General features: G+C 49.5%; 9 protein-coding genes. 4 read left to right on the top strand and 5 right to left on the bottom strand.

Annotated elements, in window-relative coordinates:
- Window positions 1–27: 27 nt before the first annotated feature.
- The 4 genes from ycaO (at window position 28) to pflA (ending at window position 6,321) form a co-directional block, all read left to right on the top strand.
- Window positions 28–1,788: a 30S ribosomal protein S12 methylthiotransferase accessory factor YcaO gene (gene ycaO / locus SBG_RS04340; RefSeq protein WP_020843786.1), complete on the top strand. Its 1,761-nt coding sequence runs from the start codon at window positions 28–30 to the stop codon at window positions 1,786–1,788.
- A 404-nt stretch (window positions 1,789–2,192) separates the two neighbouring features.
- On the top strand, window positions 2,193–3,050 hold the full coding sequence (gene focA, locus SBG_RS04335) for a formate transporter FocA (RefSeq protein ID WP_000642537.1): 858 nt from the start codon (window positions 2,193–2,195) through the stop codon (window positions 3,048–3,050).
- Window positions 3,051–3,106: 56 nt separating this feature from the next.
- Complete coding sequence (gene pflB, locus SBG_RS04330) at window positions 3,107–5,389, top strand: formate C-acetyltransferase (RefSeq protein ID WP_001292826.1); 2,283 nt, start codon at window positions 3,107–3,109, stop codon at window positions 5,387–5,389.
- A gap of 191 nt (window positions 5,390–5,580) precedes the next feature.
- Window positions 5,581–6,321, top strand: coding sequence for a pyruvate formate lyase 1-activating protein (pflA, locus tag SBG_RS04325; protein WP_000111035.1), 741 nt, complete (start codon window positions 5,581–5,583; stop codon window positions 6,319–6,321).
- A gap of 186 nt (window positions 6,322–6,507) precedes the next feature.
- On the opposite strand, the gene SBG_RS04320 is transcribed toward pflA, so the two are convergent.
- The 5 genes from SBG_RS04320 to dmsB all read right to left on the bottom strand — a co-directional run bounded on the left by SBG_RS04320 (window position 6,508) and on the right by dmsB (window position 15,091).
- The gene (locus tag SBG_RS04320; RefSeq protein WP_141024932.1) at window positions 6,508–9,711 is read right to left on the bottom strand and encodes an Ig-like domain-containing protein; all 3,204 of its coding nucleotides are present in this window, start codon (window positions 9,709–9,711) and stop codon (window positions 6,508–6,510) included.
- Between the two features lie 760 nt (window positions 9,712–10,471).
- Window positions 10,472–11,893 carry an amino acid permease gene (locus tag SBG_RS04315; protein WP_001134271.1) on the bottom strand — a complete coding sequence of 474 codons (1,422 nt, stop codon included), beginning with the start codon at window positions 11,891–11,893 and terminating at the stop codon, window positions 10,472–10,474.
- A gap of 217 nt (window positions 11,894–12,110) precedes the next feature.
- Entirely contained in the window at window positions 12,111–13,259 is a 1,149-nt protein-coding gene (locus SBG_RS04310) for an MFS transporter (protein ID WP_000109261.1), read from the bottom strand.
- Window positions 13,260–13,608: 349 nt separating this feature from the next.
- The gene (locus SBG_RS04300; RefSeq protein WP_000526460.1) at window positions 13,609–14,472 is read right to left on the bottom strand and encodes a dimethyl sulfoxide reductase anchor subunit family protein; all 864 of its coding nucleotides are present in this window, start codon (window positions 14,470–14,472) and stop codon (window positions 13,609–13,611) included.
- Window position 14,473: 1 nt separating this feature from the next.
- The gene (dmsB, locus tag SBG_RS04295; protein WP_000213081.1) at window positions 14,474–15,091 is read right to left on the bottom strand and encodes a dimethylsulfoxide reductase iron-sulfur subunit DmsB; all 618 of its coding nucleotides are present in this window, start codon (window positions 15,089–15,091) and stop codon (window positions 14,474–14,476) included.
- Window position 15,092: the final 1 nt, after the last annotated feature.

The raw sequence follows: 15,092 nt of genomic DNA, 5'->3' as shown, positions 1-15,092 counted from the left end.
GCTTTCCGTACGACAAAAGTGATTTTCATGACGCAAACATTTATTCCCGGCAAAGACGCCGCGCTGGAAGACTCCATCGCCCGCTTCCAGCAAAAGTTACTCGACCTCGGTTTTCATATCGAAGAGGCCTCCTGGCTGAATCCGGTCCCTAACGTCTGGTCAGTGCATATTCGTGATAAAGAGTGCGCGCTATGTTTTACCAATGGTAAAGGCGCGACAAAAAAAGCGGCGCTGGCCTCGGCGCTGGGCGAATACTTCGAGCGTCTGTCAACTAACTACTTTTTTGCTGATTTCTGGCTTGGCGAAACAGTCGCCAATGGGCCATTTGTGCATTACCCGAACGAAAAGTGGTTCCCGCTGAACGAAAATGACGAGGTGCCGGAAGGTCTGCTCGATGCCCGTCTGCGTGCGTTTTATGATCCGGAGAATGAACTCACCGGAAGTCAGCTTATCGATCTGCAGTCCGGTAACGAAGAGCGCGGCGTCTGCGGCCTGCCATTTACCCGTCAGTCCGATAGCCAGACGGTGTATATTCCGATGAATATCATTGGCAACCTGTACGTCTCCAACGGGATGTCGGCTGGCAATACGCGTAATGAAGCCCGCGTTCAGGGATTGTCGGAAGTTTTCGAGCGCTATGTGAAAAATCGCATTATTGCGGAAAGCATCAGTCTCCCGGAAATTCCCGCCGAGGTGATGGCACGTTATCCGGCGGTAATGGCGTCTATCGCCACTCTGGAAGCGGAAGGTTTCCCGATCTTCGCTTATGACGGCTCGCTGGGCGGCAAATACCCGGTAATTTGCGTGGTCCTGTTCAACCCGGCGAACGGCACCTGTTTTGCCTCTTTTGGCGCGCATCCTGACTTTGGCGTTGCGCTGGAACGTACGGTGACTGAGCTGCTTCAGGGACGCGGGCTGAAGGATCTTGACGTCTTCACTCCGCCAACGTTCGATGATGAAGAGGTCGCAGAACACACCAATCTGGAGACCCACTTTATTGACTCCAGCGGTCTGATCTCCTGGGATCTGTTCAAACAGGACGCCGATTACCCGTTCGCAGACTGGAGTTTCTCTGGTACCACTGAAGAGGAATTTGCCACACTGATGGCTATCTTCAATGCTGAAGATAAAGAAGTCTACATTGCAGACTACGAACATCTCGGTGTGTACACCTGCCGTATTATCGTGCCGGGGATGTCAGATATTTATCCTGCCGAGGATCTATGGCTGGCCAACAACAATATGGGTAGCCATCTTCGTGAGACTCTGCTTTCGTTGCCAGACAGCGCCTGGGATAAAGAGGACTATCTCAACCTAATCGAACAATTAGATGAAGAAGGGTTTGACGACTTCACCCGCGTGCGTGAACTGCTGGGTCTGGCGACCGGATCGGACAACGGTTGGTATACACTGCGTATCGGAGAGTTAAAGGCGATGCTGGCGTTAGCGGGCGGCGATCTGGAACAGGCGCTGATCTGGACGGAATGGACGATGGAGTTCAATGCGTCGGTCTTTACTCCGGCACGCGCAAACTATTATCGTTGCCTGCAAACACTCCTACTGTTGTCACAGGAAGAAGCGCGTCAGCCGCTGCAATATCTTAATGCATTTATAAAGATGTATGGCGCAGAAGCAGTAGAAGCCGCCAGCGCTGCCCTGAGCGGCGAAGCGGCTTTTTACGGACTACCGGCTGTAGATAGCGATCTACAAGTATTCCCGGCCCATCAATCTCTGTTAAAAGCCTGGGAAAAATTGCAACGCGCGAAAGCGGCATACTGGTTAAAATAAGGCCATATGAGCACCTTAGGGTAGGTTTACCCTATCGTCTGAGTTATATTACGGGGCGCCTTTGGGGGCCCTTTTTATTTATTTTCGATAAACCGCAAAAAATGTAATAACGAGGTTAAATATTAGTTGTTCGCATTACATAAATTAACATAGCAATGTTAATTTATTTGTTGATTACTCCATTTTAATTAACCGTATATCCGGAGGAGTAAAGAAAAGATTCAACTCACTTTATAAATTTTAAAATTTATTTTTATTTGGATAATCAAAAAGTTACACCGTAGTTGCATAAAAATCATGCGACTTGCGGGCCTATAAGCCAGGCGAGATATGATCTACATCAAATTCTCATCTATAATGCTTTGTTAGTATCTCGTCGCCGACTTAATAAAGAGAGAGTTAGTGTGAAAGCTGACAACCCTTTTGACCTTTTACTCCCTGCAGCGATGGCCAAAGTGGCTGAAGAAGCAGGTGTCTATAAAGCAACGAAGCATCCGCTTAAGACTTTCTATCTGGCGATTACTGCCGGTGTATTCATTTCAATTGCCTTTGTTTTTTATATTACTGCAACAACCGGTACTGCCGCGATGCCTTATGGTATGGCAAAACTTATCGGGGGTATCTGTTTTTCTTTGGGGCTGATTCTCTGTGTTATTTGCGGCGCTGATCTTTTTACCTCCACCGTTCTGATCGTTGTGGCCAAAGCCAGCGGTCGTATCACCTGGGGGCAACTGGCCAAAAACTGGTTAAACGTCTATTTTGGTAACCTGATTGGCGCTCTGCTTTTTGTGTTACTGATGTGGCTTTCCGGCGAGTACATGACTGCGAACGGTCAATGGGGTCTTAACGTCCTGCAAACCGCCGACCACAAAATGCACCACACTTTTATTGAAGCTGTCTGCCTCGGTATTCTGGCGAACCTGATGGTTTGTCTGGCCGTGTGGATGAGCTACTCAGGTCGCAGCCTGATGGACAAAGCGTTCATCATGGTACTGCCCGTCGCCATGTTTGTCGCCAGCGGTTTTGAGCACAGTATCGCAAACATGTTTATGATTCCTATGGGTATTGTAATACGCGATTTCGCCACACCGGAATTCTGGACCGCAGTTGGTTCATCTCCGGAAAGTTTTTCTCACCTGACCGTGATGAGCTTCATCACTGATAACCTGATTCCGGTCACGATCGGTAACATTATCGGCGGCGGTTTGCTGGTTGGGTTGACATACTGGGTCATTTACCTGCGTGGCAACGATCATCATTAATCTGATGTTCGCCCTGCGCAGTAAATAAAAAATCCACTTAAGAAGGTAGGTGTTACATGTCCGAGCTTAATGAAAAGTTAGCCACAGCCTGGGAAGGTTTTACCAAAGGTGACTGGCAGAATGAAGTAAACGTCCGTGACTTCATCCAGAAAAACTACACTCCCTATGAGGGTGACGAATCCTTCCTGGCTGGCGCTACTGAAGCCACCACCACGCTGTGGGACAGCGTAATGGAAGGCGTTAAACAGGAAAACCGCACTCACGCGCCTGTTGACTTTGACACCTCTGTTGCTTCTACCATCACTTCTCACGACGCGGGTTACATCAACAAAGCGTTGGAAAAAATTGTTGGTCTGCAAACTGAAGCTCCGCTGAAACGTGCGATTATCCCGTTCGGCGGTATCAAAATGGTTGAAGGTTCCTGCAAAGCGTACAATCGCGAGCTGGACCCGATGATCAAAAAAATCTTCACTGAATACCGTAAGACTCACAACCAGGGCGTATTCGATGTTTATACTCCGGACATCCTGCGTTGCCGTAAATCCGGCGTTCTGACGGGTCTGCCGGATGCGTATGGCCGTGGCCGTATCATCGGTGACTACCGTCGCGTCGCGCTGTACGGTATCGACTACCTGATGAAAGACAAATTCGCTCAGTTTACTTCCCTGCAATCCGATCTGGAAAACGGTGTAAACCTGGAAGCGACTATCCGTCTGCGTGAAGAAATTGCTGAACAGCACCGCGCTCTGGGTCAGATCAAAGAAATGGCAGCTAAATATGGCTGTGATATCTCTGGTCCGGCAACGAACGCCCAGGAAGCTATCCAGTGGACTTACTTCGGCTATCTGGCTGCGGTTAAATCTCAGAACGGCGCAGCAATGTCCTTTGGTCGCGTATCTACCTTCCTGGATGTCTACATCGAACGTGACCTGAAAGCAGGCAAAATCACAGAGCAAGACGCTCAGGAAATGATTGACCACCTGGTCATGAAACTGCGTATGGTTCGCTTCCTGCGTACCCCTGAGTATGATGAACTGTTCTCCGGCGACCCGATTTGGGCAACTGAATCTATCGGTGGTATGGGCGTTGACGGCCGTACTCTGGTCACCAAAAACAGCTTCCGTTTCCTGAACACCCTGTACACCATGGGTCCTTCTCCGGAACCGAACATCACCGTTCTGTGGTCTGAAAAACTGCCGCTGAACTTCAAAAAATTCGCCGCTAAAGTGTCCATCGACACCTCTTCTCTGCAGTACGAGAACGATGACCTGATGCGTCCGGACTTCAACAACGATGACTACGCTATCGCTTGCTGCGTAAGCCCGATGATCGTTGGTAAACAAATGCAGTTCTTCGGTGCGCGTGCAAACCTGGCGAAAACCATGCTGTACGCTATCAACGGCGGCGTTGATGAAAAACTGAAAATGCAGGTGGGTCCGAAATCTGAGCCAATCAAAGGTGACGTGCTGAACTATGACGAAGTTATGGAACGCATGGATCACTTCATGGACTGGCTGGCTAAACAGTACGTCACTGCGCTGAACGTTATCCACTATATGCACGATAAGTACAGCTACGAAGCCTCTCTGATGGCGTTGCACGACCGTGACGTTATCCGCACCATGGCGTGTGGTATCGCTGGTCTGTCCGTTGCAGCTGACTCCCTGTCTGCCATCAAATATGCGAAAGTTAAACCGATTCGTGACGAAGATGGTCTGGCTATCGACTTCGAAATCGAAGGCGAATACCCGCAGTTTGGTAACAACGACGCTCGCGTTGATGACATGGCGGTTGATCTGGTAGAACGTTTCATGAAGAAAATTCAGAAACTGACCACCTACCGTGGCGCTATCCCGACGCAGTCTGTACTGACCATCACCTCCAACGTTGTGTATGGTAAGAAAACCGGTAACACCCCAGACGGTCGTCGTGCTGGCGCGCCGTTCGGACCAGGTGCTAACCCAATGCACGGCCGTGACCAGAAAGGTGCTGTTGCCTCTCTGACCTCCGTTGCAAAACTGCCGTTTGCTTACGCTAAAGATGGTATCTCTTACACCTTCTCTATCGTTCCGAACGCACTGGGTAAAGACGACGAAGTTCGTAAAACTAACCTGGCAGGCCTGATGGATGGTTACTTCCATCACGAAGCGTCTATCGAAGGCGGTCAGCACCTGAACGTGAACGTCATGAACCGTGAAATGCTGCTGGATGCGATGGAGCATCCGGAAAAATATCCGCAGCTGACCATCCGTGTTTCTGGCTACGCGGTACGCTTTAACTCCCTGACGAAAGAACAGCAGCAGGACGTTATTACCCGTACCTTCACGCAGACCATGTAATGGTTTTTGACTGAAATAGTCATTAAAAAAGCGTACAATAAAGGCTCCACGTCAGTGGGGCCTTTTTAACAACTACGTCTTTTTCGTCAGCTATCTAAACGTAATGGGTGGCTGCCAAAACAGACTCGACACAGCCGACGAGCTGTGCACCAACACGGCCCCGGATGGGCCACATCTGGAGAAACACCGCAATGTCAGTTATTGGTCGCATTCACTCCTTTGAATCCTGTGGCACCGTTGATGGCCCGGGTATCCGCTTTATTACCTTTTTCCAGGGCTGCCTGATGCGCTGCCTGTATTGTCATAATCGCGACACATGGGATACGCATGGCGGTAAAGAAGTGACCGTTGAAGATTTAATGAAAGAGGTTGTGACCTATCGTCACTTTATGAACGCGTCTGGTGGTGGTGTGACCGCCTCAGGCGGCGAGGCGATTTTGCAGGCGGAGTTTGTTCGTGACTGGTTCCGCGCCTGTAAAAAAGAAGGTATCCATACCTGCCTGGATACCAACGGCTTTGTTCGTCGTTACGATCCGGTTATTGATGAACTGCTGGACGTGACCGATCTGGTGATGCTTGATATCAAACAGATGAACGATGAGATCCATCAGAACCTGGTGGGCGTCTCAAACCATCGGACACTGGAATTTGCACAGTATTTATCGAAGAAAGATGTGAAAGTATGGATCCGCTATGTTGTCGTACCCGGTTGGTCTGATGATGATGATTCCGCGCATCGACTGGGCGAGTTTACCCGCGATATGGGCAATGTCGAAAAAATCGAATTACTGCCCTATCATGAATTGGGTAAACATAAATGGGTGGCAATGGGCGAAGAATACAAACTGGATGGTGTGAAACCACCGAAGAAAGAGACCATGGAACGCGTCAAAGGCATCCTTGAGCAGTATGGTCATAAGGTCATGTATTAAACGCCAGCACTATTATTAGCTTTTGAACGGCCCCCATAAAGGTCGCCGTTAGAGTGCTGACGCATCCCCTATTTTTACGTTGAGATCAGCGTTCTGACTTTTCAGCCATGGCTACGTCAGTAAATAAGAAACCTGGATAACCCAGGTTTCTTATTGTGTTACTAAGCCACTATACCAGCCTGTTTATCAGCGAGTATCAAGAGATGCGCTGACAGTTCCGGTTTCCTGTTCCTGCGTTGACGGGCGTACAACGATAACGGTGGTTTTGGCCTCCAGTGGGGGTTCCCCATCGGGGGAGTCAATCCATGCCAGGTTATCCGGGTTGATAAACTCAATAGGTTTTCCGGACGAAACATCATCTGCCGTCACGGTATAATCCGTATCCCAGGTATAAGGAAGGGTCGTAATTGATGCGTCAGGATCCAACGGCGTATTGAGCGTGCCGGTGATTTCAAAATGCAGATGAAGGGTATCTCCTGCCTGAATATTGCGATACGAAAGCACCTGTGTCTTAAGTCCCCCGGCAACGGTAACGGTATTTCGGTTAATGACCCCATTCATGTTCAGGTTTTCGTATTGTACGGTAATAGGACCAAAGGATGTGTCGATAAACGTCGCCGTCGTCTGCCCTCGTTTCCCTCCCGCCGTCGCTGTCACGGTCACGTTTTCCCCAACCGTATCGGTAAAACCTAATGTGGCGATACCGTTATTGTCGGTGGTCACGCTAAGCGGCGTAGTGGCATTTACCGTGGCGCTGCCGGTGAGCGCCCAGACGAGCTGCACATTCGCCAGCGGCTGATTATTCGCATCTGTAACCAGCGCCTGCGCCTGGTTCGTCGCGCTACCGTCCGCGGGCTGGTTGTTAGTAGGAACCGTTACCGTCACCGAACTCACCTCAACGGCTGCCGGGTTGAATGTCGCTGCCGCCTGCCCCTGAACATTACCCGCTTTAGCAGTTGCAGTCACTGATTCCGCGACGGTATCGGTAATACTCAGCGTCGCCACGCCAGAGGCGTCCGTCGTGGCATTCAGCGATGTTGTGGCGCTGGCGGTAGTGCTGCTTAAGCTCCATGTAACGCTGGTATTTGCCACAGGCTGGCCGCTCGGACTGGTTACCGTCGCCCGGAAGGTATTCACCGACGAGCCGTCAGCCAGCGCATTGTTTGCCGTAACCGCAACAAAGACGGAAGATATCGTCGGAACGAACGTGACTGTCGCCTGTCCCTGCGCACCATTCGCCGAAGCATTAACCGTCACGCTTTCCGCGACATTATCGCTCAGAGACAGCGTCGCTACGCCATCAGCGTTAGTATTAACGGTGACGGCTGAAACCGCTTTTGCGCTTCCTCCCACACTCCAGGAGACCGCCGTATTTGCTACCGGCTGACCGCTACTGTCTGTCACTTTCGCCTGCACGGTATTGGTTGAAGTCCCGTCTGCCGCCGCGTTATTTTGCTGTACGGTAAGCAGAATATTAGTCGCAGCCGTCTGCGTAAATACTGCGCCTGATGAACCGCTCTTACTCCCCGCGCTGGCGACAATCGTCACCGTTTCCGCAACAGAATCTTTAAAGGTAACCGTAGCAATCCCCTGCGCATTGGTCGTCACTGTCGCTGCGCTGCTCAGGCTGGCGGTTGAACTACCGCTTATCGACCATGTTACGCTGGCGTTCGCCATCGGCAGGCCGTTTCCATCGGTCACCAGCGCCTGCGCCGCGTTGGTCGCGTTATTGTTGGCCTGCGCATTATTGGTTGTCGTGGTCACCGTAACATTACTGACCTCTGACTGTGAAACGAAAGCGGAATTCACTGACGCCGTTTTTCCTGCGGCTGATGCCGTTAATGTCACGGCGCCAGCTTTCGTATTGGTGTAATGCACGGTGGCTTTGCCCTGCGCATTGGTCTGAACATCGCTGGCGACAACCTTCGCATCGTTATTCACGCTCCAGTTAATGGCCACGCCCGACATGACATTGCCGTTAATATCCTTGACTGTCACTTCACCCGCATTCTGGCTGCTGCCGTCCGCAGGACTATTGTTTTGGGTCAGCGCCAGATTCAGGCTCCCCACCGACTGTACAAACGTGGTCGTCGCCGTGCGCGAAATATTGCCCGACGTCGCCTGTACCGTCACTGCCCCGGCCGTCTTGCTGGTGACATTCACACTGGCGTTGCCATTTGCATCGGTGACACCGCTCTCCACGCTAAGCTGTGCATCGCTTGCCGTGCTGCCAGCAGTGGTTTTCTGCGCGCCGCCAATAATACTCCAGCCGATAACCGCGTTACGTACTGGTGCGCCATCAGTCGTTGTGGCTCTGACTGTAACTGTATTCGCCGTCACACCATCCGCCGGGCTGTTATCTTTTACCGTCGTTAACAGCATATTGGCCACCGCGTCGGCCTGTTTCTTCTGTTTATACTGCAGCACAATTTCATTATTACGCTCGACTAAATCGTAGCGGCTGCCTGCCAGACTACGCAAGTTCTGCACTTCGGAGGAAGAAAGCTGCTGAGAGAGCGTCTGCCCGAAGTTATAACGAAAGTTTACGCCGAAATGCGTCTCGTCCATTGAGTCCTGTCCGTGACGGTAATCAACAGCGGCGGTAATCAACGGGACTGGAGTATAGCTCACGCCTACCGTAACGGCCGAGGGATTACTCTGCAGGTCATCTTTATCGAACAGGGCAACTTTGTCACCGTAATATTGTTCGTACATTACCTTCGCACCCAGTTGCGGATACGCTGGCAGATAGCCTTCGGCCCGCACGTCGAAGCCGTCGGCTGGTTTTTCATAGTAGTCGTCAAAATCTCTCGACGAATGCCAGTCCGTTGTCCCCAGATAGGTATTTGCGGAGAGTTTCAGGTAATTGGTCCATGCCTCACCTCCCAAACCAATCCGCCGGTTATCACCAGTGAAATCATCGTCAAAAAAGACGTTGGCGCCAAACATCCAGTTTTCGGTATAAAACGTACGTACGCCTAAACCAAAGTTACCGGTTACACGATCGTCCGGCGCACGCAGACCAAGCTGGGTAAACAACATTGCCTTTTTACTGTCGTAAAGCGGCGCCAGGAAATCGATGGCGCTATCATCCCAGTTGCCTTTATCGTCAACGTTAAGTTGTACGCGCGCGGTGCCAAATTGACTTAGCCATTTTTCAACCGAATCACCCGCGTAACCGGAGGCCATATTCGCCCCCGCAGTTGTCACATTTCCGGAAGATAATGCGGTTGCTGCCTGAGTCATCTGTGAGGAGTAAGGTGAGGTATTATTTTTATCAACAGAGCGGGCACTTTGTGATAATTCAGCCGCCCTGACGGATGCAGATATACTCAGAGCAACAGGGAGCATTGCCTGAAGTAGTATCTGTATCATTGCCATACTTTTCATTAATCCCTTGCCAGGATTATGCCTGTCTCTTTTTTTCATAATAAACTTACTTTATAGTGGATGAAGTTAAAGAAATACCCTTCCATTACAGTCAGGAATTCAGAATAATTTCGGGGCGCAACACAAACAGGAGTGTATAATCGCACTCCATATATATTATTTCTTTATATTATTAACATCAGAAAAATCAAAGAGTTACCATTTCATTCATTAAATATTATATCTCATACAAGAAAATTTTACAGCGCCGATACCTGTCCAAAAAAGGATAAATAAGTACAACTTTTAAAAACCAGACCAGGACAACAAACTTAGGGTGGTAAATAGCAAAAGAAACCTCCCACCACCAGCTTCTTAAACCATATCGGTTAATGATTATGAATAATATATTTTCTAACTTACAATAAAACCAATCGCACCAGAATAATAAAAAAAACTGCTGATAGTTTATTTTCTTCAACCCTTACACTGATTATGCATTATCGACAACAATAACGTTCACTGTCACTGCCTCTTTAAAAGTAGCAATGTAAATAAGTCTGTCCAAAAGCGGAGCGATATCACACTATAAATAAAAACATATAGTTTTCAATCAACTAATAATAGCACCTCACTAAAACCAGCATTTATAGCTATGCTACCTTGTTATTAACATATATAAAATCAACTTTACTTTATTTTCAGATTTATATGCTTGCTTGCATCTTTATTAATTTAAAAAGGCGCTCACTAATAAAGAGCGCCGTTAAAAAGAGCACCGTTATGCGTTCCGACGTGCCAGCAACGGAAAAATTAGACCCAATCCCACCAGCACAAAAGGCGTGACTATGTTCAGCGCGAGCTGGAATGTCCACTCCGTCGTGAAGGCTTCCATTTTGGGGAAAATTCCGGTGAGGCAGGCAAAAGCGGTGAAGGCAAAGCACCAAATCCCCACGGTTAACGCTAGCGGCTTATTACGAATAAAGACATATTCCGGCTTATATTTTTGCGCCAACCGAATCACTGCAATGAAAGCGACAAAAACCCACAGATAACGTAAAGGCATTACTACAGAGTTGAGATTAAGCAGCCACTTGTACAGATTGTTCATATCGCCGATACCAAGCGTCGGCAACATAATCAAGACGGCAACCAGCGCTAACGTCAGCAAATAGCCATTAACCGGTGTTCCAGATGCGTTAGTACGACATAAACGCTGCGGAATGTATTTACTGTCTGCGTCACCCAGCAAGACTTTTAGTGGGGCATCAATAGAAAATACCAGCGCAGCGATTTGCCCTAACGTATTAGCAATGGCATAAATCACCATTAACGTATTCCCTAAATGATAATACTCACCCAATTTCTGGAACGCATAGTATTGACCGTTGGTCATTAAATCATCAGGGATATGGCGAGAGTCAAACATCATCCCCATCGCCAGCGAACCGAGAATGGCACACACAGCAACCATCACCGCCAGAAATAACATTCCTTTCGGAAACTCTTTCCCCGGATTCCGGGTCTGATTGACGTAAGGCGAGATCTTTTCCGCCCCACCAACGGCAAAGACCAACATAGATATGGTGGTGATATAGGTAAAATCGATATGGGGAATAAATGACTGCCAGGTAATGTTAGTGGTCGCAATTTCAACGTGAGTAATTGCTGGCGCGGTTACGGCCATCACTACATACAAAATTGACATTATAAACATGGCAATACCAGCCACAGACCCAACAACCTTTAGCGATTTCATCCCACGGGAAGCGACCCACATAAAGAAAACAAACAATGCCAGCGTCAGCCCCTGCAACGCGACGACGCTATACTCTTTGATCAACGAGCCGTCACCTTTTAATGCCCATCCTAATGCAATAAGTATCGACTGCGGTTTTTGTGCCAGATAGGGAATATGCACCACCCAATAAGTCCATGCCGCAAGGTAAGCCAACCCTGGTCCCATCGTATGTTTAATCCAGGTACTGACCCCCCCTTTTCCCTCTTTGAAGGTTGACCCCAACTGGCCAACGATCAACGCATAGGGAATAAAATAGAGCGCAAAAATAAACACCCAGGAGAAAACAACCACCAGCCCCTGGTTAGCATAGTTATTGACAACATTGCCAAATCCCCAAACGGTAATAAACGACATCAAGGCGATGTTGTACCATCGTAACTGTTTTTCCTGTACATTCGGCATAACGCCATCCTTTGTGAATACAATGTTATTGCTATAGATAAAGAGAGGAATTATGCACGCTAAAAGTGGGGAGAGAAAATGGCGGAACGTAAAATTAAAACCTTCTGCACATTTTATTTTTTAGCAAAGAAAGGAAATTATGTAGATCTATTATTCCACATAAAATATAGATAAATAGTATGCAAAACAGTTATTCTGCATACTATTCAGAGAGCCATCACATGTGCGCGACGGGGTTGGGTGTCTGTCCGGCATTACGCAACAACATCAGCAGATAAATAAACGATACGCTGGCTATCATAATAAACAGCAGATTATCTGAATAATTCTGCATTAACATGGCAGTGAAGGAGGGACCTAACAGACTCCCTACCGTATAACTTAACAGCAGCGCCTGGTTCATTGCCACAAGCTGGTGATGTTCGACTTTTTCACAGGCCCAGGCCATGGCGACCGGATAAAGCGTAAAACCCGCCGCCCCAAGAATAAATAACGCAGGCGCCATTGCCGCCTGAGTCAACATCGCAATACTGCCAATTATCACGACAAATACCTGTACACGTAATACCAGCAACCGACCACATTTATCCGCCAGACGGCCTATTGGCCATTGTCCCAAAATACCGGCGCTGACCAGAACTGCCATCCAGAAGCCAATGCTGGCATTCCCCATCCCCTGGTGTTTCAAATATAACGGCATCAGGCCGTATAACGAGCCGAGAACGATGCCGGAAATAATACAACCATTCACGCCAAGACGCGCCTGACGTAGCTTCAGCATGGCGGTAATAGAGGTGGAAGAACGCGCCTCCGTTTGCTGATTTATAATCCGGGTAAAGAGAAGCGGCAATATCCCCGCCAGAATCATTCCCGTAACCCAGGGCAGGACATGCATTAATTCACCGGAAACTTTGCTAACCAGCAATTGTCCGAGAAAAGTTCCCACGTAATAGACCATCATATACGCCGCGAGCAGGCGCCCGCGATTATGTGAAGTTCCGCTGCACATCAGTGCGCTTTCGACGACCACCCAAATCATGGCACAACCGATACCCGCAATAAAACGCCAGCTCATCCAGCTCCAGAATCCTACCATCACCCCCAGACCTACACACCCTGCGGCGAAGATCAGCGAGGCGAGATAATAGCTACGGTTAAACCCAATGCGTTTAATTAAATACCCGGTAAATAATGTCCCGACCAGATTGCCGGTAAAATAAGACGAACTGACCATACCAACCTGCCACGTAGGAAGGTCGGCCTGAGCAAGCCACAGCGGGACAAGCGTATTCAATACGGCAATCGCCAGGGTCAACAAAAGTAGCCCGCACAGCAAAAGCATGACGGGACGGGTATAGGTGGACATGAGTCAAAACCGTGAGGAAGTTCAAATTTCATGCGCATCATGCCACCGCCAAAAACATTGTCAATTGGCTCTATACAGGCGTTACGCGACTTTTACGACTATCGATTTGATTTACTGATTCTGAGCGTGAATATATTGGAAGGCTAAAAATTCATCCCTTTGTTTTTATTGATCTCCTCTATAAAAACGGCGTTTCGTTCAGTCGAAAAATTTCATGGTTCCTTTAGCTTCGTTTTCCTCTCTATGGATTTATATGCGCCTTCTCCGCCCCGGTTATATTCCTCAGATTGATGGCGACTGCTGGCGTATTCGACCTGCACGTTCTGCAGGCCGAATACGCGTCAACGCGTTAGCTGGCTACCGCCATGCCCACGGTCATATGCAGACCATAGAATACGCCGCGGCCAATCAGTTCTCCCGCCAGTACCAGAATAAAGGCCAGGGAGAGCAGCGGCACCGCAGGCAGGCGCCCTTTTAACTGCGGCACAATCCAGAAGCACAGCGCCACGGCCAGCAGTACCATACGCCAGGCCATCAGCGAACCATAATCCGGCACCAGCGCAGACGCCTGCTGAATGGAACTATGAATCGTCGCCAGTTCTGCGCCCTGCATCGACACCATAATGGCGCTGACCACCAGCGCCAGCATTGAAACCGCGGGCAACAAACGCATCGCCCAGCCATCTACGCCCGCAATGCGCAGCAACAGATACCCGAGCAGTGGGCCGCCTATAAAGAGCGTCAGGAAGAAGCCCAGCGGTGTCCAGATGCTGTACCAGGTCGGTACTGTATCAATGCTGTTATACACCCGCACCATCATCCAGACGAAAACGACACCCAGTACCATCGTGATAACCAGCCAGAAAGTGCGCAGCGCCGGCGACAACTTTTTCAGTACTGCAAGTAGCCAGCCAATTCCGCCGATTGCAAAAAACACAGAACCACTGGCAATTTCATTACTCAGCGCGGAAGCCCCCACGCGGTTAAGCGAATTAAATGCACGCATTGGCGAGCCCAGATGTAGCATTGAGGCGATAAAGCCGATGCCCATCAACACCCACAGACCAAACATGCAGGTAATCACCCGCTGCTGCGTTTCTACTCGCAGATTGCCTTTCATTAGCGCCAGGGCCAGAACAATGAAACCACCGGCCACACACTGGCCAAAGACCGTGAAGATCATCAGCGGCCATTCATGCCATCCGTTTCCCATCTTATACCTCCTTCGGATTGGCCAGATAACCGGTGGTATCCCCGGTCGGCCGGCTGTTGGCGTTGGGCTTAATCACAATATTCGGCTTTGTGAAATGCGCGCGCGGCAACGGCGCGACCGCCGCCAGGTCACCGTGCTTTTTACGCAGTTCGTCTATCGGGCCGAAATCCAGCGCCCGCAGCGGGCAGGATTCCACGCAAATCGGCTTTTTGCCGTCTGCCACCCGGTCGTGGCAACCGTCGCACTTGGTCATATGGCCTTTGGCGGCATTGTACTGCGGCGCGCCGTACGGGCAGGCCATGTGGCAATAGCGACAGCCGATACACACGTCTTCATCCACCACCACAAAACCGTCTTCACGTTTGTGCATTGCACCACTCGGGCAGACTTTGGTACAGGCCGGGTCTTCGCAGTGGTTACACGAAATCGAGAGATAATAGGCAAAAACGTTCTGGTGCCAGACGCCGTTATCTTCCTGCCAGTCGCCACCGGCATACTCATAAATGCGGCGGAAACTGACGTCCGGGGTTAAATCTTTGTAGTCTTTACAGGCCAGTTCGCAGGTTTTGCAACCGGTGCAACGGCTGGAATCAATAAAAAATCCATACTGGGTTGTCATC

Source organism: Salmonella bongori NCTC 12419, assembly GCF_000252995.1.
GTDB lineage: Bacteria > Pseudomonadota > Gammaproteobacteria > Enterobacterales > Enterobacteriaceae > Salmonella > Salmonella bongori.
This window is presented reverse-complemented; position numbering and strand designations above follow the sequence as displayed.

Coding starts and splice junctions, on each gene's coding strand:
- pflA (WP_000111035.1), top strand. CDS start 5,581: ATGTCAGTTATTGGTCGCATTCACTCCTTTGAATCCTGTGGCACCGTT.
- SBG_RS04310 (WP_000109261.1), bottom strand. CDS start 13,259: ATGTCCACCTATACCCGTCCCGTCATGCTTTTGCTGTGCGGGCTACTT.
- pflB (WP_001292826.1), top strand. CDS start 3,107: ATGTCCGAGCTTAATGAAAAGTTAGCCACAGCCTGGGAAGGTTTTACC.
- ycaO (WP_020843786.1), top strand. CDS start 28: ATGACGCAAACATTTATTCCCGGCAAAGACGCCGCGCTGGAAGACTCC.
- SBG_RS04300 (WP_000526460.1), bottom strand. CDS start 14,472: ATGGGAAACGGATGGCATGAATGGCCGCTGATGATCTTCACGGTCTTT.
- SBG_RS04315 (WP_001134271.1), bottom strand. CDS start 11,893: ATGCCGAATGTACAGGAAAAACAGTTACGATGGTACAACATCGCCTTG.
- SBG_RS04320 (WP_141024932.1), bottom strand. CDS start 9,711: ATGAAAAGTATGGCAATGATACAGATACTACTTCAGGCAATGCTCCCT.
- dmsB (WP_000213081.1), bottom strand. CDS start 15,091: ATGACAACCCAGTATGGATTTTTTATTGATTCCAGCCGTTGCACCGGT.